Annotated in this window: 17 protein-coding genes and 3 pseudogenes; 7 read left to right on the plus strand and 13 right to left on the minus strand. The window is 41.5% G+C overall.

Annotated elements, in window-relative coordinates:
- The first annotated feature begins 165 nt into the window (after positions 1–165).
- Positions 166–666 carry an RDD family protein gene (locus P4S61_RS04890; RefSeq protein ID WP_145234991.1) on the plus strand — a complete coding sequence of 167 codons (501 nt, stop codon included), beginning with the start codon at positions 166–168 and terminating at the stop codon, positions 664–666.
- Positions 667–698: 32 nt separating this feature from the next.
- Here the strand turns inward: P4S61_RS04890 and lptG are convergent, their stop codons facing one another.
- Positions 699–1,766: an LPS export ABC transporter permease LptG gene (gene lptG / locus P4S61_RS04895; protein WP_145234989.1), complete on the minus strand. Its 1,068-nt coding sequence runs from the start codon at positions 1,764–1,766 to the stop codon at positions 699–701.
- A complete protein-coding gene (lptF, locus tag P4S61_RS04900; protein WP_182732528.1) occupies positions 1,763–2,875 on the minus strand; it encodes an LPS export ABC transporter permease LptF in 1,113 nt (370 codons plus the stop codon). The genes lptG and lptF overlap by 4 nt, the downstream gene beginning before the upstream one ends.
- A 264-nt stretch (positions 2,876–3,139) precedes the next feature.
- Here lptF and pepA point away from each other — a divergent pair.
- The 3 genes and pseudogenes from pepA to P4S61_RS04915 all read left to right on the plus strand — a co-directional run bounded on the left by pepA (position 3,140) and on the right by P4S61_RS04915 (position 8,187).
- A pseudogene (gene pepA / locus P4S61_RS04905) lies at positions 3,140–4,650 on the plus strand (leucyl aminopeptidase).
- Between the two features lie 174 nt (positions 4,651–4,824).
- Positions 4,825–5,271: a DNA polymerase III subunit chi gene (locus P4S61_RS04910; protein ID WP_145234983.1), complete on the plus strand. Its 447-nt coding sequence runs from the start codon at positions 4,825–4,827 to the stop codon at positions 5,269–5,271.
- Between the two features lie 60 nt (positions 5,272–5,331).
- Positions 5,332–8,187 (plus strand): valine--tRNA ligase, encoded by a 2,856-nt coding sequence (locus tag P4S61_RS04915; protein WP_182734581.1) that lies wholly within the window; start codon positions 5,332–5,334, stop codon positions 8,185–8,187.
- A 97-nt stretch (positions 8,188–8,284) separates the two neighbouring features.
- On the opposite strand, the gene P4S61_RS04920 is transcribed toward P4S61_RS04915, so the two are convergent.
- Positions 8,285–9,547 carry an outer membrane protein transport protein gene (locus tag P4S61_RS04920; RefSeq protein WP_145234979.1) on the minus strand — a complete coding sequence of 421 codons (1,263 nt, stop codon included), beginning with the start codon at positions 9,545–9,547 and terminating at the stop codon, positions 8,285–8,287.
- Between the two features lie 289 nt (positions 9,548–9,836).
- Between P4S61_RS04920 and P4S61_RS04925 the strand changes: the two genes are divergently transcribed.
- Entirely contained in the window at positions 9,837–10,178 is a 342-nt protein-coding gene (locus P4S61_RS04925; RefSeq protein ID WP_145234977.1) for a hypothetical protein, read from the plus strand.
- Here P4S61_RS04925 and P4S61_RS04930 read toward each other — a convergent pair.
- The 10 genes and pseudogenes from P4S61_RS04930 to P4S61_RS04975 all read right to left on the minus strand — a co-directional run bounded on the left by P4S61_RS04930 (position 10,138) and on the right by P4S61_RS04975 (position 20,830).
- Complete coding sequence (locus tag P4S61_RS04930) at positions 10,138–11,355, minus strand: HD-GYP domain-containing protein (RefSeq protein WP_145234975.1); 1,218 nt, start codon at positions 11,353–11,355, stop codon at positions 10,138–10,140. The two genes, P4S61_RS04925 and P4S61_RS04930, sit on opposite strands and share 41 nt — an antisense overlap.
- Positions 11,356–11,532: 177 nt before the next feature.
- Positions 11,533–11,868: a ribonuclease E inhibitor RraB gene (rraB, locus tag P4S61_RS04935; protein WP_064667208.1), complete on the minus strand. Its 336-nt coding sequence runs from the start codon at positions 11,866–11,868 to the stop codon at positions 11,533–11,535.
- Positions 11,868–12,580: pseudogene (locus P4S61_RS04940) on the minus strand (1-acylglycerol-3-phosphate O-acyltransferase). The gene rraB and the pseudogene P4S61_RS04940 overlap by 1 nt, the downstream one beginning before the upstream one ends.
- 157 nt (positions 12,581–12,737) lie before the next feature.
- Positions 12,738–15,028 (minus strand): annotated as a pseudogene (gene parC / locus P4S61_RS04945) (DNA topoisomerase IV subunit A).
- 10 nt (positions 15,029–15,038) lie between these two features.
- A complete protein-coding gene (locus tag P4S61_RS04950; RefSeq protein ID WP_337117876.1) occupies positions 15,039–16,133 on the minus strand; it encodes a PQQ-dependent sugar dehydrogenase in 1,095 nt (364 codons plus the stop codon).
- A 320-nt stretch (positions 16,134–16,453) separates the two neighbouring features.
- A complete protein-coding gene (gene parE / locus P4S61_RS04955; protein WP_145234966.1) occupies positions 16,454–18,343 on the minus strand; it encodes a DNA topoisomerase IV subunit B in 1,890 nt (629 codons plus the stop codon).
- Positions 18,344–18,374: 31 nt separating this feature from the next.
- Positions 18,375–18,935 (minus strand): YqiA/YcfP family alpha/beta fold hydrolase, encoded by a 561-nt coding sequence (locus P4S61_RS04960; RefSeq protein ID WP_145234964.1) that lies wholly within the window; start codon positions 18,933–18,935, stop codon positions 18,375–18,377.
- Complete coding sequence (locus P4S61_RS04965) at positions 18,920–19,711, minus strand: metallophosphoesterase (RefSeq protein WP_149981416.1); 792 nt, start codon at positions 19,709–19,711, stop codon at positions 18,920–18,922. The genes P4S61_RS04960 and P4S61_RS04965 overlap by 16 nt, the downstream gene beginning before the upstream one ends.
- Positions 19,698–20,156 carry a DUF1249 domain-containing protein gene (locus tag P4S61_RS04970; protein WP_145234962.1) on the minus strand — a complete coding sequence of 153 codons (459 nt, stop codon included), beginning with the start codon at positions 20,154–20,156 and terminating at the stop codon, positions 19,698–19,700. Before P4S61_RS04970 ends, P4S61_RS04965 begins: the two co-directional genes overlap by 14 nt.
- Positions 20,157–20,200: 44 nt before the next feature.
- Positions 20,201–20,830 carry an NUDIX domain-containing protein gene (locus P4S61_RS04975; protein ID WP_145234960.1) on the minus strand — a complete coding sequence of 210 codons (630 nt, stop codon included), beginning with the start codon at positions 20,828–20,830 and terminating at the stop codon, positions 20,201–20,203.
- A 176-nt stretch (positions 20,831–21,006) separates the two neighbouring features.
- Here P4S61_RS04975 and tolC point away from each other — a divergent pair, with 176 nt between their 5' ends.
- On the plus strand, positions 21,007–22,350 hold the full coding sequence (gene tolC / locus P4S61_RS04980) for an outer membrane channel protein TolC (RefSeq protein ID WP_182731346.1): 1,344 nt from the start codon (positions 21,007–21,009) through the stop codon (positions 22,348–22,350).
- 106 nt (positions 22,351–22,456) lie between these two features.
- The gene (gene lpxL / locus P4S61_RS04985) at positions 22,457–23,383 is read left to right on the plus strand and encodes an LpxL/LpxP family Kdo(2)-lipid IV(A) lauroyl/palmitoleoyl acyltransferase (protein WP_145234954.1); all 927 of its coding nucleotides are present in this window, start codon (positions 22,457–22,459) and stop codon (positions 23,381–23,383) included.
- Positions 23,384–23,404: the final 21 nt, after the last annotated feature.

The raw sequence follows: 23,404 nt of genomic DNA on the forward strand, positions 1-23,404 counted from the left end.
ATGCATTATACAAACAATAAGAGGAGCAGCAAGCGTTTTTTACAAAACCACGATCAACCGCTTAACAATTGAGCAACCATTAACATTCACTCATAAAAGCGACTAGCTAGTATTTGTCTCGCTATTTGCTAAACTAGCGCACATATTAACTTTGTGAGTTTATTTATGTCTGCTGAATTTCCGCGTGCGAGCTTTTGGCGTCGCTTTGCGTCGTTAGTTTACGATACGTTAGCTATTATTGCATTTGCTATGCTAAGCGTTGTTTTGTATTTGTTTGCCGTACAAGGGCTTATTTCACTTGAGGTTATTAGTTTAAATGGTGCTGAGGATGTGTCTGCGCTAATTCAAAATTCACTATTGTTATCAGGTCTTCGCAGTACACTTTTAGTCGTTGTAGCGTTAGTGTTTTTTGGCTATTTTTGGACTAAGAGTGGCCAAACGATTGGTATGCGCGCATGGCGTTTAAAAGTACAAACTCGCGATGGTAAGCTAATTAGTTGGTCACAAGCCGTTATTCGTAGCGTAACCGCATTACTTGGCTTGGGTAATTTAGTGGTATTAGTTGATTTTAAAAACAAACGAGCGCTGCAAGATTACCTGTCTAAAACCGAGGTTGTTGCGCTAACAAAAGAAGAAAACAAACGAATTTATCGTTCTTTAGATTAGCAATAAGGAGCTAGGCTGCTAGCTCCCCATTATCAATTTCGCTTATTAAGCAAGTAAGTCGCAAAACCTATAAATATTATGCTTGGTAAAGTCGCCCCGATTATCGCAGGGATTTGATACACCATCACCACAGGACCAAATATTTCATTGGTTAGGTGAAATGCAATACCGGTTACTACGCCCATTACAATCCGCGCGCCCATCGTCACTGTACGCAGTGGGCCAAATATAAACGACAGCGCCACTAATAACATCACCGCTATCGATACTGGCTGCATAATTTTACGCCATAAAGCCAGCTCATAGGTGCTGGTATCTTGCTCATTTTGTTTTAAATAACCTAAATACGACCAAAGTCCTGTGAAAGAAAGCGCCTCTGGTTTTACCGATACTACCCCCAGCTTTTCAGCTGTAAGTTGTGATTCGTAAAACTCTTCATCTTGTTGCTGTGTACTGATCAACTCTTCACTGAGTTGCAGTTTACTTACATCACGAAGTAACCAACCATCTTTACGGCCTACTGCTTCGCGAGCTTTAGTAATTTGTGTAAGTTGTAGTGATTTATCAAAATGATACATGTTCACACCGTGTAATACGCCGTTTTGGTCAACATCTTCTATATTAATAAAGTTATTACCATCTTTAGCCCATACACCTTGCTGAGCGTTAAATACATCGCCACCGTGTATAGCTTGATTACGCATTTCTTTCGCTTTGAGCTGTGCGGCCGGTGCGCCCCACTCGCCTAATACCATCATACAAAGCGCCATAAATATTGCAGTTTTCATCACTGAGACAATAATTTGCAAACGCGACATACCAGCAGCTTGCATAACCACCAGCTCACTATTTGACGCAAGTGCTCCAAGACCTGTTAAGCCACCAATTAAAGCGGCCATTGGGAAGAACACCACAAGATCGCCAGGCATGCTATATAATGTATATAACAATGCAGTTGCAATATCATAGCTACCGCGACCGACTGATTTAAGCTGCTCAATAAATTTAATCAGGGTACTGATCCCCACCAAGACCATCAAAGCAAAACCAGTGGTTTGCAAGATGCTACGGCCTAAGTACCAATCAAGCATTTTCATCATGCGCCATACTCCCGCTTAGTCAACACAGCTTTTAGCCAAGCACCGAGTGGCCGCCCTTTAATGATCAAAAAGCCGCCGATAAATAACGCCGTAAAGTGGATCCACCATAGGCCAATTGAAGGCGGAATTTTACCATCCTCAACTGCAAATTTTGCTGCATTCAATAAGATGAAATAACCTAAATACAAGCTTATGGCAGGTACTAACTTGGCAAACTTACCTTGGCGCGGATTAACGACACTCAGCGGTACTGCTAATAAAGTAAGTAGCGGAATAGAAAGCGGAATAGCAAGACGCCACTGCCACTGAGCAATCGCATCAGTCGTTTTCATCGCAAACAAATCAATGGTCGGCACAGCTTCAAGTTTGCGGCGTTGATGTTCTATCTCTTGCTCACGGATTTGTACACTATAGCCATCAAATTCGGTTAAATTGAGCGCTGGCGTTTCGCCGTCAGTTTCGTAACGCTTACCGTCACTGAGCACCAATTGCTGCTCACCGCTTTCTTGCTCGACCACCACACCCCGCTGCGCATATACTAACCGTGCGAGATTGTCTTTTTCACTATCGGGTAGTTGTGCTACAAATACTTTGTGTAATTCTTTGCCGCCGTTTTCGATATTGTGAATAAACACCACCGCTTTTTCGTTCCCTGTTTGTTGAAAGCGCCCAGCACGCAGCGCTGATAACCCGGCATCCGCTTTGGCTTGTTCTTTCAATTGATATTCTTGTTCACTCGCCCATGGGGCTATATATAAAGTCAGTACTCCCGCCAATAGCGCTAGTACCACACTAGAAACTAAGGTTACACGCACTACGTACCATTCACTAACGCCACAGGCTTTGAGAACAGTCATTTCACTGTCGGCATAAATGCGACTGTAGGCGAGAATAATCCCTAAAAAGATACTTAGCGGTAGTATTAATGATGCCAATTGCGGTAACTTTAGTGCAATCATCGACAGTACTAACTTAGCAGGAATACCGCCTTCAGAGGCGTCGCTTAAAATAACAACAAACTTTTGCGACAAAAAAATTGTCATCAAAGTTAAAAATACGGCGACCTGAGACTTTAAAACTTCAGTGGTCAAATAACGGAAAATTAGCAATGATCGCCCCTGTTAAACATGATGTTTTACTTCAAGAGTAAGAAAATTTGAGTAAACTTAGGGTTTTATTATATGTCATCAACATTAAATATCATACCTAGCAACTCGATATATTGTCGCATTAGTGGTATTGATGGCTACAAAAGTATAAAGTTCAAATACACATAATGAGTCAGCGTTTATAAGCTAATATTAAGCTAGTATCTGGATTTTTATTTTATTACCCTTATTTAAGGGTTAAATGACTCAAAATTAGGAGTGACAATGGAATTTAGCGTAAAAAGTGGTAGTCCTGAAAAGCAACGTAGCGCATGTATTGTAGTTGGCGTTTATGAGCCACGTCGTTTATCCCCCATTGGTGAACAACTCGATAAAATCAGTGATGGTTATATCTCTAATTTATTGCGTCGCGGCGACCTTGAAGGCAAGCCAGGACAAGTGCTGTTATTGCATCATGTACCCAATGTGTTAAGTGAACGCATACTATTGGTCGGCTGTGGTAAAGAACGCGAGCTAGACGACAAACAATACAAACAAATTATTTCAAAAACTATCAATACCCTAAATGAAACTGGGTCGATGGAAGCGGTATGCTTTTTAACTGAGCAACATGTTAAAAGTCGCGACACCTACTGGAAAGTCCGCCAAGCGGTCGAAACCACCCAAGACTGCTTGTACACATTTAACCAATTAAAAAGCAAAAAAGTGACCCGCGTCGCCCGCTGCGTAAAATTGTGTTTAACGTGCCAACTCGCCGCGAACTTACCATTGGTGAAAGTGCCATTGAACATGGTCTAGCGATCGCTGCAGGTAGTAAGTTATGTAAAGACGTAGCGAACATGCCGCCAAACATCTGTAATCCTGCATATTTAGGTGAACAAGCGCAAGAACTTGCAGCTAACTTTGACAACGTTACAGTTGATATAATTGGCGAAGATAAAATGGCAGAGTTAGGTATGAATTCATACTTAGCAGTTGGTCGTGGTAGTGATAACGAATCTATTATGTCGGTAATTAACTACCAAGGCGGCGCGAAAGATCAAGCCCCAATCGTGCTAGTTGGTAAAGGTTTAACCTTTGACTCAGGTGGTATTTCACTCAAACCAGGCGAAGCCATGGATGAAATGAAATACGACATGGGCGGTGCAGCTGGTGTTATTGGCGCAATGCGTGCTTTGGTGCAAATGCAATTACCGATTAACGTAATTGGTGTACTCGCAGGTTGTGAAAACATGCCAAGCTCGAATGCTTATCGTCCGGGTGATATTTTGACCACTATGTCAGGGCAAACAGTTGAAGTACTAAATACCGACGCTGAAGGCCGCTTAGTATTATGTGATGCACTCACTTATGTTGAGCGCTTTGAACCTGAAACCGTGATTGATGTCGCTACTTTAACTGGCGCTTGTATTGTTGCCCTTGGCGCTCATGCAACGGGGTTATTATCTAACCACAACCCACTGGCACATGACTTGTTAAAAGCATCTGAGCAAAGTGGCGACCGTGCGTGGCAGTTGCCACTGTGGGATGATTATCAAGATCAACTAGAAAGCCCATTTGCTGATTTTACTAACTTAGGCGGCCGCTCTGCGGGAACGATAACAGCAGCATGCTTCTTATCTAAGTTTACTAAAAAGTATAACTGGGCCCATTTAGATATCGCAGGCACTGCTTGGCGCAGTGGTAAAAACAAAGGCGCAACAGGTCGACCGGTGCCAATGCTTACGCAATATTTACTCAACCGTGCCGGTGTAAGCGAAACCAGCCAAGATTAAACCCCGCGTTTAACAATACATTGTAAATTTAAATAAGGCGCTTTTTAGCGCCTTATTTATTCCCCACTTATTAACGTATAAATTAGCGTATTAATTGAAGCAAAACGCGTTATATGGCAAAATCCCTGCTTTGATTTAAGTATTATTTTCAATACTGTGGGAAGCCCCGATACAATGAGCATGAACGCCCAGTTTTTCGTTCTAAAGCAACAAGATGAGTCATTAGCCAAGGCTGATGATCACTTTAGCTTAGCGGCTGATATTGCTGCTGAACAGTATCGTCTTGGTCATCGTATCTTTATTTACGTTGATGATCTTGAAATTGCCCATGCCATTGATGAAACTATTTGGTCATTCGACCCCGACAGTTTTGTGCCTCACAATCTCCAAGGTGAAGGTCCAAAAGGTGGTGCGCCCGTTGAAATAGGTACTACCCCGCCAGTCGGTAATCGTAAAGTTTTAATTAACTTGGCTGCACAATTGCCGGACTTTATTCGTCGGTTTAACCAAGTTTTTGATTTTGTGCCCGTTGAAGCCACTGCTAAACAAGCTGCCCGTGAGCGCTTTAAAAAGCTACGCCAACTCGGTGCTAATATCACCACGCAAGATATTAATAGCTAACATACCTTTTGTATAAATAGCTAACTAACTCATTTAAGTACTTATTTAAGGTTCTGTGTAATGGATAAAACCTACAATCCGCAAGATATTGAACAGTCGTTATACCAAGACTGGGAACAAAAAGGCTACTTCAAACCATCAGGTAAAGGCGATGCATATTCAATTATGATCCCGCCACCCAATGTCACTGGTAGCTTACACATGGGCCACGCTTTCCAAGACACCATTATGGATACCTTAACGCGTTTTAAACGTATGCAAGGTAATAACACATTATGGCAAGTAGGTACTGACCACGCAGGTATTGCTACGCAAATGCTGGTTGAACGTAAACTCTCTGCTGAAGAAGGTAAAACACGCCACGACTTAGGCCGTGAAGCTTTCATCGACAAAATTTGGCAGTGGAAAGAACAATCTGGCGGGACTATCACAAAACAACTTCGTCGCCTTGGCGCATCGGTTGACTGGGATCGTGAACGTTTCACTATGGATGACGGCTTATCAGAAGCAGTTAAAGAAGTGTTTGTACGCTTACACAAAGAAGATTTAATTTATCGTGGTAAGCGCCTAGTAAACTGGGATCCAAAGCTACACACGGCTATCTCTGATCTTGAAGTTGAAAACAAAGACAAACAAGGCCACATGTGGCACCTACGTTACCCATTGGCTGATGGTGTTACAACCCAAGACGGTAAAAACTACATTGTAGTGGCAACGACTCGCCCAGAGACCATGCTTGGTGACTCAGGCGTTGCAGTAAACCCAGATGACGAACGCTATCAAGACTTGATCGGTAAAGAGATTTTACTGCCGATTGTTAATCGTCGAATTAAAATTGTTGCTGATGAACATGCCGATAAAGACAAAGGCACTGGTTGTGTAAAAATCACGCCAGCACACGACTTTAACGATAACGAAGTTGGTAAGCGTCATCAAATGCCGTTGATCAATATCTTCGATAAAGATGCCGCAATTCTAAGCCAAGGCGAAACCTACACCTTTGATGGTAAAGAGCTTGAGTTTGATGCACCAATTCCTGAGCGCCTGCATGGTCTTGACCGCTTCGATGCACGTAAAGCAATTGTGGCTGAATTTGAACAATTAGGCTTACTTGAAAAGATTGAAGATCACGCTCTAACCGTACCTTACGGCGACCGCTCTGGTGTGGTTATTGAACCGCTACTTACTGACCAATGGTATGTACGTGTTGCACCACTGGCTGAGCCTGCAAAAGACGCAGTAAAAAATGGCGATATTCAATTTGTACCTAAGCAATACGAGAACATGTATTTCTCGTGGATGAACGACGTACAAGATTGGTGTATTTCGCGCCAGTTGTGGTGGGGTCACCGCATTCCAGCTTGGTACGACAGCGAAGGCAACGTTTTTGTTGGCCGTGATGAAGCAGAAGTACGTCGTGAAAACAACATTGCTGATAGCGTAACACTTAGCCAAGACGAAGATGTACTCGATACCTGGTTCTCATCAGCACTTTGGACTTTTTCAACCCAAGGCTGGCCTGCGAACACAGATGATTTGAAAACTTTCCACCCGTCTGACGTATTGGTAACTGGTTTTGATATTATCTTCTTCTGGGTAGCGCGCATGATCATGATGACCATGCATTTCATCAAAGATGATAACGGCAAGCCACAAGTGCCCTTTAAAACGGTTTACGTTACGGGTCTTATTCGCGATGAAAATGGCGATAAAATGTCAAAATCTAAAGGTAACGTACTTGATCCAATCGATATGATTGACGGTATCGACCTTGAAAGCTTAGTAACAAAACGCACCAGTAACCTGATGCAAGAAAAAGTCGCTAAGAAAATCGAAAAAGATACTCGTAAAACCTTTGATAACGGCATTGAAGCCCACGGTACAGATGCACTGCGCTTTACTTTAGCGGCAATGGCATCGACTGGTCGTGACATCAACTGGGATATGAACCGCCTTGAAGGTTACCGCAACTTCTGTAATAAGTTGTGGAACGCCAGCCGTTATGTACTAATGAACACCGAAGAGCAAGATTGTGGCTTTACAAATGATGCAGTTAAAGAGTATTCACTTGCTGATCGTTGGATCTTAGGCCAATTTGAAGCAACTGTTAAAACCTATACTGAGCACTTAGATAACTACCGTTTTGACCTTGCAGCAAATACGCTTTATGAGTTCACTTGGAACCAATTTTGCGATTGGTACTTAGAGCTGACAAAGCCTGTATTATTCAAAGGCAATGAAGCACAACAACGTGGTACGCGTCATACACTGATCACTGTGCTTGAAAGCCTACTGCGCTTAATGCACCCAATGATGCCATACATTACCGAAACGATTTGGCAACGTGTTGCGCCACTGGCAGGTCTTGAAACAGCGAACACTAGTATCATGGTACAAGCCTTCCCTGTTTACAATGAAGCTAACGTTGATGCAAAAGCAATGGATGATTTAGAGTGGGTTAAGCAATTCATTTTAGCCATTCGTAACATTCGTGGTGAAATGGATATTAGCCCAAGCAAGCCGTTATCAGTATTACTAGCAAATGCATCTGCGGATGATGTACGTCGTATTGAAGAAAATAAATCTTTCTTAGCATCACTTGCTAAAATTGAAGAATTTACGCTGCTTGATAACAAAGATGACGCTCCTGCATGTGCAACATCTTATGTTGGTAACCTTGAGATCATGATCCCAATGGCAGGTCTAATCGATGTTGACGCCGAACTTGCACGTATTGCTAAGCAGCTTGAAAAAGCCGAAAAAGGCCTTGCTCAAGTACAAAATAAACTAGCAAACGAAAAGTTTGTTAACAATGCACCTGAAGCAGTCCTTGCTAAAGAAAATGAGAAGCTTGCAGAGTTCTCAGATGCGAAAGCAAAACTACTTGAGCAAAAAGCCAAGATCGAAAGCTTGTAACTAGATGCGGGGAAACCCGCACAGCTAGACACAAAAAAAACCGCGTTAATAAATAACGCGGCTTTTTATTTGCGCGGGATAAACCCGCGCCTACAAATTAAAACGTGTAGTTATACTGCGCACCAAATAAGTATGCATGGCCTTTTGATTCAAAGCCCCACTGCTGACCTAAGCCATCAGATTCAGTAAAGTTTTGTGTTTTACCACGGAGAATACTCATACCAATATCTAGGTTTGCTTGTTCGCTCATGGTGTAGTTAACGCCAAACGAGTACCAAAAACGGTCAGTATCAGGGATAGAAATCGACAGGTGTTTTTGATCGGCTGGTGATTCATCATAAGCAATACCAGCACGTAATAGTACAGCATCGTTAAACTGATAATCGCCACCGATTGAGTAACGCATTGAGTTTGAGAAGTGCTCATCTTTAGAGAATACAGGTGTATCTTTGCCTGGAACATAAGCTTCTAGCTTTTGGAAGCTATCCCAACCAGTCCATAATACACTGTAGTGTAAGCCTGTTTTCTCATCTAACTGGTGTGTACCAGAGAACTCAGCAATCGCAGGGAGAGTGATTTCAACACTTCCAGGTACACTTACGCCAGCTAGGCCACCGATTTGTGCAGGTAATTGGTTAGAAAACTCGCCATCAAATGTGATATCTGTCTCGCTACGATAGTTAAAACCAAAGCGACTATTTTCATCAATCTGATAGCTAGCTCCTAAGTTCCAACCAAAGCCAGTATCATCGCCTTCTAAATGTACTGCTTGAGTTTGTGCTGGTAAACCTAATGGATTGGCACCAAAGTTACGAATGATTTTCGCATCTGCATAAACATAGTTTAAGCCAAGGCCAACACTAAATTGCTCATTGATTTTGTATGAACCACTTACGTTCATATTTACAGTAACAATCTCTGTTTCACCAGCAAGCTGGCCTGCAGGGTAATCTGCTTCAAATTCAGTTGATAAACCAAAATTTGAAAACGCACCAAAACCAACAGCAAACTTGTCATCGATAGGCATTACAAAATAACCTGCAGGAACAAAAGCGGCTGGCGCAATACTGCTGTCGTTTAGTTGACCAGGGTTAACTGATTGATTACTAGCTTCAGTGCCACGAAGGCTGACATCTGGAATGACAGCAATACCTGCAATACTTAGCTGCTGCTCTTTAAATACAGACATAAGAGCTGGATTACGCGCAACTACAGAGGCATCATCAGCCACTGCTGCTTCACCAGCATATGCACGCCCTAAGCCAGAGGCATTTTGCTCTGCAAGCTGGAAAGCCGCTGCAAACGTATCTGCAGACATAACAGCAAGTGATGCTGCAATTAAAGTTTTTGTAAATTTCATTGTGTTTCCTTAACCAAACAAAATGCTTGGGTTCCCATGTGTTGTCTCTAATTATTAGGAGTAAGTTACTTCAAAACCTTTGCACAGTACCTTACTTTTAAATAAAAAACTGTAACAAAGCGTTAAAAAACCCCATAAAAACCATTTTTTAACAGCAAAGTAACAGTTTTTTAAAACTCATCGGATAAGCTGCTGCGAAAAACTCATTTGCAATTAATTATCATTTAGATTGACTTGTTTGATAAGCACTATTAGACTGCCAAACAGGACTAGCAAAGGAGATGAAGCGGTGGAGATAGGATTAATTATTGCTGCGTTGGCTTTTTGTGGGGTAAGTGTATATTGCTTTTGCAAAGCTAATTTTTGTGCCTGCACTAGAGATGGTGAATGCGATAACCCTGTTAACCATTATTGGTTAGGTGCTATTGTTTGTGCTTTAGTCGCACTAGTGTGCTGCTGCAGTGCGTTACATTCAGAGAATGGGACTTTATTGTGGCTATTATTAATGGTGAGTTGCTTCAGTGGTGCGCTATTATCGGCTAAGCAATCAACTAAAAAACACTGTAACAAAGCAATAACCAAAAAACCGCTTAAACCAACAGATGCTCTTTTAACAAACGAGCCAAATTAAGCTGATAATCTAATGGTTTGATACTCGCTAAAATCTTTAAGTCATGATCTGGTGAAGTTAAATCAACATCTTTTGCCGTAATATGATGACTATGCTTAGCATTATAGAAAACTTTAACTTTAGGTTGAATGGGGTTCTGATGATTACCTTCAGTTACTAATGCCAATCGTTCATTGGTTAATTTAACAATCGTACCGACCGGATGCACACCTAAACACTTAATAAACCGCTGTACTAACTCACCATCAAACATGTGTTTATTAGCTAATAAATAGCGCAATGCGTTGATCGGTTCATCACCAATTTGATGGGGTCTATCTGCGGTCATTGCATCATAAACGTCAACTATCGCCATAATTCGCGCTGGTCGACTAAGTTTTTCGCCCTGCAGACCTCGAGGATAACCACTGCCATCTAAGCGCTCATGGTGATTAACTATCATATCAAGCATTAATGGGGTAATGCCTTTTTCGCCTTTTACCAAGCCTAAACTTTGCGCTACATGCTTTTTAATCGCCTGCATCTCAAGCTTATTTACTTTCTCAGGTTTAGAAAAAATCCCTTGTGGTAATTTAGCTTGGCCTAAGTCATGTAGCAAGGCCCCCATGGCCAGCTCTTGTACAACACTTTCTTTGTAACCTAAGTACTTGGCAAATACAGTGACAAAAATGGCGCAGTTAGTCATATGTCGCCAATTGTACATATGCTTATCTTTAATACGAGTTAAAATAGTCATTGCATTATGATTACGAAATACCGATGCCACGATATCTTTGGCAATGCCATCAAGCAATGCGATATTCATCTTTAAGCCTGAAGTAACATCGCCATATAAACTTTGTAAATTACGATTATGTTGCTCATAGCTCACACTCGCTTTGGCAAACTCTTGCTCAACTGTAATAACCTTTTTTATTTTTGATTTTTTAGGCTTGTCGGCTGCCACAGTCGCGACTTCAGGTTTAAGCTGATATTTGGCAGGAACACTCACGTCACTTTGCGTAAAATCTATCAGCAGCTCTTGCACTCCTTCTGATACCAAGCGCTTGATGATCGATTTATCGCGTACTAGGCCGCGAGTTTTGATTTTTATACTATCAACCCCCTCAAACTGCTTGCTAACACTGTCAACAAACATTCCTGGTACGAGTTCAGAAATTGGAAGGGTAATAAGCATATAAAGTGATTAATTCATTTCAAACAATAATAATTACTGATTATCAACGATCCACTACAAATGTCTATAACAAAAGTAACGAATACGAAATAAGCACTAGGAAATGGCGAGTTGGCGAGTCAATAATAGGTATGAATTACACTAGGTCCTAGTGGTTAGGACCTAGTGGATAACATATTACTCTTGAAAGTAAGTGCCCCAGCCGTCGTATTCTACGTCGGTGTCGATCGCAAGTTGTGCTAGTTTATCAACATCTTCCATTATTACGTCAACATCTAACTCAGCTTCAACAACGATGTCAAAGCCCCAAATCTTACTGCCGTCTTCAAGCTCAAGTTCTGCAGGCTCTTCAACATCATAGCCTAGTTTAAACGCAGCTAGTGCAGCTTGCTCAAGCTTGACAAAGTCTTCGCAAACAAAGTGATGTTCTACTTCGTATAAGATCTCAGGATCAGAACCATCTTCTAATAACGAAGTTACAATGTCTTCACTAATTTCACGCCAATTTTCCATTACTTTTCTCTCACTTGAGCATCTAATTCAGTTATTCTAGCAGCCATTTTGCTATGAATACGCTTTGCGTGTTCACGTGCTCCAATCGTTTTATCAAGTGGCTCTGGCGCTAACATGTCTATGTAGATTATACCATTGTCCCAGCGATTTAGCTTAATGGTTTTATATGTTGTGCTCATACATACAGGTACTACAGGTACATCCGCATTTAAAGCCGTGTGAAATGCACCTGTTTTAAATGGTAATAAGCCACGTCCGTAACTGCGGGTTCCTTCTGGGAAAATCCACACTGATAAGCCTTTTTGTTTGATTTTATCGGCCGATTTAGTGATCGTGCTAGCCGCTTTAGAACGATTTCCCCGATCAATTAAAATATTGCCCGAAAGCCAATATAGCTGTCCAAAAAATGGGATCCACTTAAGACTTTTTTACCTAAACTGACACAGTTTTTTGGTACCGCCGCCGGTAAAGTGAAAATATCGTAATTATTTTGATGGTTTGCAACATACACTGCAGGGCCACAATTTTGCGCGTCAGGATGGCGTGTAATAACCACGTTTACACCAAGCATTTTAGCCACTGTGCCAAACCAACTTGAAATAATATGTACATTATTTATATGAAAAGGTTTTACTAAACAAAGGAGTAAACCAAATACACAGCTTAATAAAATAAACAATGCCATAATAACAATACGAATAATAGCTAACAAAGAAAACGCTCCAAAAATAATAACGCCAGCATTATAGCGTTATTTTTGCCGCTAAACGAGTGTTTAGCGAACACATGTAAGCTTAAAATAATTTTCTGCTTTAAAAACAAACGACCTGCAATAGCAGGCCGTTTTATTCATAGATATAAAAAAATACTTACTCGGTTTCTGTCGGCTCAATATCATCATCAATCGCCGTCAGCTCTACAACCGCTTCATCGACACGCTGTAAACCACGCGGTAGTTTGTTACCTCGACGGCCACGCTCGCCATGATAGTGCTCCAAATCAGTAGGTTTAAGAGTCAGTTTACGCTTACCTGCATGCAAGGTAACACTGGTACCTTCAGGCACCACTGCCAGCACTTTAACAAACTCTTCACGCGCTTGTACTTTGGCACTTGGGATAGAGATTATCTTGTTACCCTTACCTTTACCTAGTTTTGGTAAATCACGTAATGGGAATAACAACATCCGGCCCTCATTAGATATCGCCATACAGTAATCGTTAGCAACATCATTAACCCGAATTGGCGCTAATAATTGCCCACCTTTAGGCACACTGACCAGGGCTTTACCGTTTTTGTTTTTACTTACTAGATCTACAAAATCAGTAATAAAACCATAACCTGCATCTGATGCCATTAACAACACTTGTTTGTCTTCGCCCATCACTACATGCTCAAAATTAGCACCTGCAGTAAGGTTAAACCGACCTGTCATTGGTTCACCTTGGCTTCGTGCCGACGGTAACCCATGCGCATCAGTGGCAAATGCACGCCCAGCAGAATCTAAGAACACCGCAGGTTGGTTACTCTTACCACGCGCAGAGGCTTTATATGCATCGCCAGCCCGGTAACTGAGCCCTTCAACATCTAAATCATGGCCTTTACCAACACGCGCCCAACCTTTTTCAGACAACACAACGGTTACTGATTCTGATGGGATTAAATCTTTTTCGCTTAATGCTTTAGCTTCAAGACGTTCGACAATCGGTGAACGGCGCTCATCACCATACAGCTCTGCTGCTTCTTGAATCTCTTTTTTTAGTAACGTCGACATACGACGTTCAGAGCCTAAAGTCAGCTGTAATTTATCGCGTTCTTTGGCAAGCTCATCTTGCTCACCTCGAATTTTAAACTCTTCAAGTTTCGCTAAATGACGTAGTTTTAATTCAAGGATTGCTTCGGCTTGGATGTCTGTAATACCAAAGCGTTCCATTAACACAGGCTTTGGCTTGTCTTCGCTACGAATAATCTCAATAACTTCATCAATATTTAAAAAGGCTGCAAGTAAACCTTCTAAAATATGTAAACGAGCCAATACTTTATCTAAACGATATTGCAGGCGACGGCGCACTGTTTCACGACGGAACACCAGCCACTCAGTTAAAATGGTTCGTAAATCTTTTACCTGCGGACGGCCATCAAGGCCAAGCATATTGATATTAACGCGGTAATTTTTTTCCAAGTCCGTAGTGGCAAATAAATGAGCCATTAACGGCTCCACTTTAATGCGATTAGAACGCGGAATGATGACAATCCGGGTTGGATTTTCATGATCTGATTCGTCACGTAAATCAGCGACCATAGGCAGCTTTTTGGCATTCATTTGCGCTGCGATTTGCTCAAGTACTTTACCACCAGAACATTGATGTGGCAGTGCAGTAATGACAATATCGCCGTGCTCCTCTGTATAAATAGCGCGCATTTTTATCGAACCACGGCCGGTTTGATAAATTTTACGAATATCCGCTTTTGAAGTGATTATTTCAGCTTCAGTTGGGTAATCGGGAGCTTGTACATGCTCAAGCAATTGATCTAACTCAGCTTTAGGGTTATCCAACAGCAAACAACAGGCACTGGCTACTTCGCGCACGTTGTGTGGCGGAATGTCAGTTGCCATACCGACTGCAATACCCGTAATACCATTGAGTAAAATATGTGGTAAGCGTGATGGTAATACTTGTGGTTCATCCATTGTGCCATCAAAGTTTGGCGTCCAATCAACAGTTCCTTGGCCAAGTTCTTTTAACAGTACTTCTGAGAACTTAGATAAACGCGCTTCGGTATAACGCATTGCCGCAAATGACTTTGGATCATCTGCAGCCCCCAGTTCCCTTGCCCATCAACTAATGGGTAACGATAAGAAAATGGTTGTGCCATTAACACCATCGCTTCATAACAGGCGCTATCACCATGAGGATGATACTTACCGAGTACATCACCAACGGTACGGGCTGACTTTTTATACTTAGCCGTTGCCGATAAACCCAGTTCACTCATGGCGTAAATAATACGACGTTGTACTGGTTTTAGACCATCGCCAATATGTGGCAATGCCCTATCCATGATCACATACATGGAATAATTCAAATAGGCGTCTTCAGTAAAACGCCCCATTGTTTGTTGCTCAATTCCTTGCAATAGCAAGGTATCTGTATCACTCATCAAAGCCTACCTAATTTTTTTTATAGCTTACACGGTAGATCACATTGGCATAATCATCGGAGATCAATAAGCTGCCATCGGCAAGTTCTGCAAAAGCAACCGGACGACCCAATGTTTCTTCGTTTTTCATAAAGCCCGTAATAAACGGCGTGTATTTTATCACACGTCCTTGCTCAATAGTGGCAACTGCCACTTTATATCCAGATTTTTTACTGCGGTTCCAAGAGCCGTGTTCAGCAACAAATAATTGTTGCTTATAATTAGCAGGAAATTGTTTACCTTGATAAAAATGAATCCCTAATGGGGCTACATGCGCACCCAAGGCTAAAGCTGGGGCACTGTAATCGGCAATATTTTTACCTTTACCAAATTCAGGATCTAAGATGGCACCTGCATGCACATACGGAAAACCAAAATGTTCACCTTCGGTTGTTAAGCGGTTTAGTTCATCCGGTGGAAGATCATCCCCCATCATATCTCGGCCATTATCACTAAACCACATAGCCTGGGTGCTAGGATGAAAGTCAAAACCAACAGAGTTACGCACACCTTGTGCTAACGTGGTCATTTGTTTGGTGTTTACATCCAATGAAAATATTCGCCCATAGCGCTCATCTTCGCCGCAAATATTACAAGGTACACCCACAGGAATGATTAACTCGCCAGTTGGTGAAAAGCGTAAGAACTTCCAACCGTGGTGACTTTCTGTCGGTAATGCGTCGTATACCACTTCATATTTAGGTGCTTTTAATTGTGTATCAATATTCTTGAAACGGATAATACGTTGTACTTCAGCAACATACAGGTCGCCATCTTTGATTGCTAAACCCGATGGCATAGTTAAACCACTGGCCACCAGTATTTGTTTATCAGCAACCCCATCACTATTGTGATCAATAAGTGCATATACGTTTCCCGCTCTGCGCGAGCCAACATAGACAATACCTTTTTTAGATACTGCTAATTGCCGTGCATTTTCCACATCACTGGCAAATATGCTTACAGTAAAACCATTAGGAACACTGAGTTCTTTAAGGATTTCTTTTGCTGCTAAGGACGGGCTTAGCAAGCCTAAAGTTAGTAGAGAAACTAGTAATTTATTCATCGATTTTACCCTATTTGGCCATGCTGCTTCGCTGCATATAACGCTTAATCTGCTTTCTATTAAAAATCTTTGAGCGACGTTTTTTCACCACAGCAAACTTGCCATGACTTAGAACTCACCGCGAACACTGATTATACGAGCTTTAATTAAGTAATCAGGACTTTGATTACATAGTCGTTTGTCAGCAAATACCAATTGCATTAAATTAGTGAGTTATTTTACCTTAGGGGGATATAACTCACTAAATAATCATGTTTTTAATAAATTGGTATAAATCGAGTTACAGCTTTATACGATACAAGTACAAACAACTTTAAAAATCACACTTGAGCACGATTACCATGATCTTCTAACCATTGACGACGATCTGATGAGCGCTTTTTCGCCAGCAACATATCCATCATTTCCATGGTTTCCACTTCATCCTCTAAGGTTAGCTGGACTAAGCGGCGAGTATTAGGATCCATGGTCGTTTCGCGTAGTTGCAGTGGGTTCATTTCACCCAAGCCTTTGAAACGCTGTACGTTTACTTTACCGCGTTTTTTCTCTGCTTCAATACGCGCTAGGATGCCGGATTTTTCATCTTCATCAAGGGCATAATAAACATCTTTACCAATGTCGATTCTAAACAACGGTGGCATAGCTACATATACGTGACCCGTTTTCACCAACGTTGGGAAATGACGAACAAATAGTGCACACAACAAAGTCGCAATATGCAGTCCATCGGAGTCAGCATCCGCTAAGATACAAATTTTATTATAGCGTAACGAAGAGATATCAGTTGAGTCAGGGTCGATACCCAGCGCCACAGAAATATCGTGCACCTCTTGTGACGCTAAAATTTGCCCTGATTCAACTTCCCACGTATTCAAAATTTTACCACGTAGTGGCATTATTGCCTGAAACTCACGATCACGTGCTTGTTTAGCTGAGCCACCAGCTGAGTCACCTTCTACTAAAAACAGCTCAGTACGGTCGTTATCTGCAGCGCTACAGTCGGTTAATTTGCCCGGTAATGCGGGGCCTGCGGTAACACGCTTACGCACCACTTTTTTGGCTGCGCGAAGACGTTTTTGTGCATTAGAAATACATAACTCTGACAGTAACTCAGCAGTATCGGTGTGCTCATTTAACCATAAACTGAATGCATCTTTTACCACCCCAGATACAAATGCCGAGCACGAACGAGAAGATAATTTCTCTTTGGTTTGACCAGCAAATTGTGGATCTTGCATTTTCACTGATAAAACGTAGCTACACCGTTCCCAAATGTCATCGGGGGTGAGCTTAACGCCACGCGGCAGTAAGTTTCTAAATTCACAAAACTCACGCATAGCCTCAAGTAAACCTTGTCGCAAACCATTTACGTGAGTACCGCCTTGCGCAGTTGGTATTAAGTTAACGTAACTTTCAGCTATCGATTCACCGCCTTCAGGTAACCAAACAACCGCCCAATCAGCACCTTCCGTTGAACTTGAAAACTCACCGGTAAATGGGTCTTTTGGCAGTACTTCGTAACCTTTAACAGCTTCGTTTAAGTAGTCTTTAAGGCCTGTTTCGTAATACCACTCTTGGGTTTCTTTGGTTTGTTTATTAACAAACTTAATACGTAAGCCTGGGCAAAGTACGGCTTTAGCTTTTAATAAATGATGTAATTTAGTCAACGAGAAATTAGCTGAGTCAAAGTAGCTTACATCAGGCCAAAAACGTACAGTTGTACCTGTATTACGTTTACCTACGGTGCCTATAACATGAAGATCTTCAACTTTATCACCGCTTTCAAACGCCATCATGTATTGTTGTGCATCGCGGCGCACAACCACTTCAACGCGCGTTGATAATGCATTAACCACGGAGATCCCTACCCCGTGCAAACCACCTGAAAATTGGTAGTTTTTATTAGAGAACTTGCCACCTGCATGCAGCTTGGTAAAAATCAATTCGACCCCTGGAATACCTTCTTCTGGGTGAATATCGATAGGCATACCACGGCCATCATCGCTAACTTCTAGCGAATTATCTTCATGCAAAATGACATCAATTCTAGTGGCATGTCCGGCCATGGCTTCATCGACACTGTTATCAATAACCTCTTGTCCTAAGTGATTAGGACGGGTGGTGTCGGTGTACATACCAGGACGGCGTTTAACAGGTTCTAACCCATTTAATACTTCAATGGCTTCGGCGTTATAATTTTGCTGACTCATAGTTTTTATCTTTTATGCGCTTAGCTATGTTTTACGTGATTTTAAGAAAATCTACAATACTAGCAATGGAGTCTTCAAAGCCAACAAAGCTATGATCACCACCAAATTCTATCTGTTGCTTGCATTGTGAATAATATTTAACGGCCTGCTGATAATCCAGTACTTCATCACCCGTTTGCTGTAATAAATACAGTAATGATGGGCGCTCTAAGCTAGGTATCGACAGTGATTTTAACGCGTTAATATGACTATTGTTGAGCTCGTAATGGCTATCCTGATAGGGATTATAGTTCGGCCCTAACAAAGAACTCAATAATAAATAAGGCTTAACCGCAGGGTTTATAACCACTGCTGGTAACTGATATTTTTGCGATAAATAAGTGGCGTAAAAACCACCTAAAGAACTACCAAGTAATACAGTATTTGGCGTTAATAATTGTTCAATTTGAATTATCGCATGAAACGGTTCATGGCTTAGCCGTGGCACACAATAATCAACGTCATAGTGTGCCATATACTCACCAAAGCGGACAGCTTTAAATGAATGTTCGCTGCTATTAAAACCATGAATATAAATTACTCGTTGGGCCACATCAGTTCCGAGTTAATTAATAGTTTTGCACTGTTTGTTGGCTTTGATATTGTCAACAATCGATAACCAGGCCCCGCATTATGTTGCTGCCAGTCATCGGTGTATTTAGTAAACTGCACTGAGCTTGCTGGCGTAGCAAAAATCTCAATACTTCTGAATTTAAATTGATAGTCATTATGAACATGACCATGAAATAACTGCCTTACTAGCGCGCTATTATGCAATACATTAAGTAGTTGCGGGCCATTTTCGAGCATATGCTTGTCTAGGTAACCATTAATAGGTAATGGATTATGGTGGCAAAAAGCCACGCTTGGCGACTGTGAAGTCGCTAATAAATCAGCGAGTTCATTTAAATCGGCTTCGCTTACCCAACCTGCTGGTGTTGGCCCTTTAGAGCTAATTAATAACACTTCAAACCCATCGGCAATTAACCGTTTTGCGCTATTGATTTGACCACCAGAAATACGCTGCATCGCACTGATATCATCATGATTACCTGGCAGCCAAAAGACTGGGCAAGTAAGTGCTGAATCGGCAATCAACTGAGCAAACAACAAATATGATGCAAAACTGTGATCTTGGGTTAAATCGCCACCAAAGATCACGGCGTCTAGTGACTGTTTTGCCATATCTGCAAGCGCGCGAGAAAAGTGCTCAGCGGTATTGACCGCAAAATACTCCCCTTGTGGGTCTGCAAATAAGTGACAATCGGTAATATGTGCTAAGCGCAGCTGAGTATTATTGAACTGCGCCGACTCATCAAACCAGGCCATCATTTATATCCCAGTTAAGTACCGCTCGACCACTTTCAACACACGCCACTAACCAATCATACAAAAACGCATTAAGTTGATATTTTTCATCTTTTTGATGCATTTGCGGATTAGGGTAACCATATGAAGGTTTGATCCTTTGATGGTAATCATGGTGAATTATTTCAGCAACTTTTGCATCGTGATATAAACGCACAGTTAAAAACAGCGGATTAAATCCTTTTAACATACCGGTTAATTGCGTTATTGAAATATCCATCGTGTATTTAGCACAGCCATCAACCTTAATTACAAACTGGTTATTACCCAATTGTACTTGACGTGTATTGCCTTCTTTGCGCTCATTGGGCAACAATTTTAAAGCACGTAAGTAGTTATGCTCACATAACGTCAAGTATTTAGGAAGACTCTGAATATATCGTTGTTTCACTGCAAGTGCTGTCACATTACCGCCATAAAGTTAGAGGTTAAGGGTAGTCTATTACTATTTTAGCTGCGCTGATTATTAATTATACGTTCGCGATTAAGCGCTAACCACTGCAATGAAATTACCGAGGCAGCATTATCTATCTCACCGGTTGCTAAACGCGCCATTGCATCATCAAAACTGAGAATATGCGTTTTAATATCTTCACCTTCAGTTGCAAGTCCATACACGCCACTTTGCAGCTGGCTTAAATCAGTCTTTGCAAGGTAAAGATGTAACCGCTCAGTAGTCCCACCAGGGCTTGACAGATACGATAGCATAAATTCTAATTCACTCAGTACTAAGCCCGCTTCTTCAAATGCTTCGCGCCTAACGACATCTTCATAATTAGTGCTGCCATCGGTCATGCCTGCTATACATTCTAATAACCAAGGTGACTGTTTACTTTTTATCGCGCCAATACGTATTTGTTCGATCAGCAAAATACAGTCTGTTACGGGATCATACGGTAAAACCGCAACAGCGTCACCGCGTTCAAGTATTTCACGGCGGATCGTCGCTGATTGGCCCCCCGCAAATAATGCATGTTCAAACTGATATAAGTTAATCTTAAAAAAACCGTTATAAAGTACCTTTATAGGAGCTATTATAACGTCTTGCTTGGTAAATTTTGTGAGTATTTCATCAGCCATGAAGTTTCCTATTACACATATTATTACTTGAGTTTCAACCTAGATACTTACTATCATGTCCGGGATATTATATTCTGTTACACTTGTTTACGCTGTTTTACGCAAATTTTTTTGTTCTTATGTAAAACAGGTTACCATGCTTTTAGAACGTAAATTGTCTAAGGACTGAACGAATAATGAAAAAGAACATTCTTGCTGCGCTGATTGGTATATCTTGCGCATTAACAGCTACAGCGTCAAATGCTGAAGACTTATTACAAGTTTATGAAATTGCCACTGCTAACGATCCTACAGTTTTAAAAGCAAAAGCCCAAGCAAATGCACAAGCTTATAACAGTGACCGTGCGATGAGCGCATTATTGCCACAAATCGGTTTTTCTATGGGGTATGAGAAAACCGATAGCACATCATTTAACGGAACTGATGCGGCAGGATATACCAAGATCGATAGCGATTCAGATACTTTCAGCCGTGGTCTTAGACTAAGCCAAACTCTGTTTGATTTAGGTGCATGGAATTCACTCGGTATTGCAGACAAACAAGCGTTGCAAGCAGCTGCTCAATATGATTTTGCCAAGCAAGACCTAATTGTTCGTGTTGCAGATGGCTATTTCAGCGTATTAAGTTCAATTGATAACTTAGAATTTGTACAATCTGAAAAACGCGCTATTGAACGTCAACTTGAGCAAACCAAACAGCGTTATGCTGTAGGCTTGACGGCAATTACCGATGTGCATGAAGCGCAAGCACAATTTGATAACTCGGTTGCCCGCGAAATCGTTGCCAGAAACGGCGTTGAAACTGCCCGTGAGCAGCTTCGTGAAATTACCGGTAAATATCATGCTAAGCTTGATGTATTAAATACCGAAACATTCTCTACGGTACAACCGACAAAAAAATCACCCGATTACATTAAGCTTGCAGAACAAAATAATTTAAACCTGCAGGTCTCCAAGGTAACGGTTGATATCGCTAAAGATCAAATTGATTTAGCACAAGCAGGCCATTATCCTAAGCTGACTTTAGATGCCAGCTACGGTGATACACTAACTGATAGCAATAGCAACACTGCCCGCCCACGTGGTGATAGTACAAATATTGGCATTAACTTTAGTGTGCCAATATATTCAGGCGGTGCTACTACTGCAGCGACTGAGCAGGCACGTGCTTTTTATGTTGCTGCAAGTGAAGATCTAGAAGCTAGTCTGCGTGGCGTAACCCGCTCGGTGATCACCTCTTATAATCAAGTAGTATCAGATATTGCGACCTTTAAAGCGCTTGAACAAGCCGTAGTTTCTGCTGAAAGTGCATTAAAAGCCACTGAAGCTGGTTTTGAAGTGGGTACTCGTACTATTGTTGACGTACTGGTCAGTACACAAAACTTATTTAACGCCAAACGTAACCTCGCTGATGTACGTTATCGCTACGTTGTATCAACGCTACGCTTAAAACAAGCAGCGGGCACGTTAACAAGTAATGATTTACAAGCCATCAACCAAGGTTTAAAAGAAATCCAATAAAGATAAGCTTAACATTACTCATTTAAAAGCCAGCAACTTGCTGGCTTTTTTGTATTTTTTTATTCATCCAGTTAAACTAGCTACTTTTCGTATGTGAGATATTTCCGTGGTCAACTCTTCTGAATTTAAATGGTCCTTTCTGGGGCCTCGCTATTGGCTTACTTGGCTTGGTGTGTTTATTTTATATACAATATCTTGGTTACCTTCGAAACTACAACTTTGGCTAGGAAGGCAACTTGGCCGTTTGGTGTATCGCACTATGAAAAAACGCCGCCATATTGCCGAAGTAAATATTAAATTGTGCTTTCCTGAAATGCCCGCTGAGCAGCAACGCGCACTGGTCAAACAGAATATGGAAAACACCGGTATTGCGACTCTTGAAACCGGAATGGCATGGTGGTGGCCAAACTGGCGGATAAAACGCGTTTATGGCTCAGTGAAAGGACTTGAGCACTTTGACAGGATCCAACAATCAGGTAAAGGTGTACTGTTACTCGTGCCACACATTCTTCATCTTGAAATGACAAGCCGCATTATGGGGCTCAATCACCAAGGTATTGGCTTCTATCGTCCACATAACAACCCGCTAATGGAATTTTTTATGACTCGTGGCCGCTTACGTTCCAATGAGTATTTAATTGGCAAGCGCGATGTCAAAGGGTTACTAAAAGCACTTAAGGCTAAAAAGGTTTGTTACTATTTACCAGATCAGGACTACGGTCGTAAACGTTGTGAATTTGCACCATTTTTTGCAGTCAAAGATACAGCAAGTACCACTGGTACATTACTTTTTGCAGCCAGCAAAAATTGCGAAACAGTTAGTTTAACCAGCCGTCGCGATGAACATGGCAAGTATCATTTAGAAATACTGCCAACACTAGATAATTTTCCAAGTGGTGATGATCATGCTGATGTAACACGCGTCAACCAACGTATCGAGCAAGCTGTAAACGTTGCACCAACGCAATATATGTGGCTTCATAGACGTTTTAAAACACGCCCTGATATTGATGCACCTTCTTATTACAAGTGACAACAGCATTGTAATATGCTT

Source organism: Pseudoalteromonas sp. B160, assembly GCF_037162485.1.
GTDB lineage: Bacteria > Pseudomonadota > Gammaproteobacteria > Enterobacterales > Alteromonadaceae > Pseudoalteromonas > Pseudoalteromonas rhizosphaerae.

What these genes read in the sequence shown, in the direction of transcription:
- P4S61_RS04920 (WP_145234979.1), bottom strand. Translation starts at nt 9,547, where the DNA reads ATGAAATTTACAAAAACTTTAATTGCAGCATCACTTGCTGTTATGTCT.
- P4S61_RS04965 (WP_149981416.1), bottom strand. Translation starts at nt 19,711, where the DNA reads ATGGCCTGGTTTGATGAGTCGGCGCAGTTCAATAATACTCAGCTGCGC.
- P4S61_RS04950 (WP_337117876.1), bottom strand. Translation starts at nt 16,133, where the DNA reads ATGAATAAATTACTAGTTTCTCTACTAACTTTAGGCTTGCTAAGCCCG.
- lptG (WP_145234989.1), bottom strand. Translation starts at nt 1,766, where the DNA reads ATGATGAAAATGCTTGATTGGTACTTAGGCCGTAGCATCTTGCAAACC.
- P4S61_RS04910 (WP_145234983.1), top strand. Translation starts at nt 4,825, where the DNA reads ATGAGCATGAACGCCCAGTTTTTCGTTCTAAAGCAACAAGATGAGTCA.
- P4S61_RS04930 (WP_145234975.1), bottom strand. Translation starts at nt 11,355, where the DNA reads ATGCTTATTACCCTTCCAATTTCTGAACTCGTACCAGGAATGTTTGTT.
- P4S61_RS04890 (WP_145234991.1), top strand. Translation starts at nt 166, where the DNA reads ATGTCTGCTGAATTTCCGCGTGCGAGCTTTTGGCGTCGCTTTGCGTCG.
- P4S61_RS04915 (WP_182734581.1), top strand. Translation starts at nt 5,332, where the DNA reads ATGGATAAAACCTACAATCCGCAAGATATTGAACAGTCGTTATACCAA.
- tolC (WP_182731346.1), top strand. Translation starts at nt 21,007, where the DNA reads ATGAAAAAGAACATTCTTGCTGCGCTGATTGGTATATCTTGCGCATTA.
- parE (WP_145234966.1), bottom strand. Translation starts at nt 18,343, where the DNA reads ATGAGTCAGCAAAATTATAACGCCGAAGCCATTGAAGTATTAAATGGG.
- rraB (WP_064667208.1), bottom strand. Translation starts at nt 11,868, where the DNA reads ATGGAAAATTGGCGTGAAATTAGTGAAGACATTGTAACTTCGTTATTA.
- P4S61_RS04975 (WP_145234960.1), bottom strand. Translation starts at nt 20,830, where the DNA reads ATGGCTGATGAAATACTCACAAAATTTACCAAGCAAGACGTTATAATA.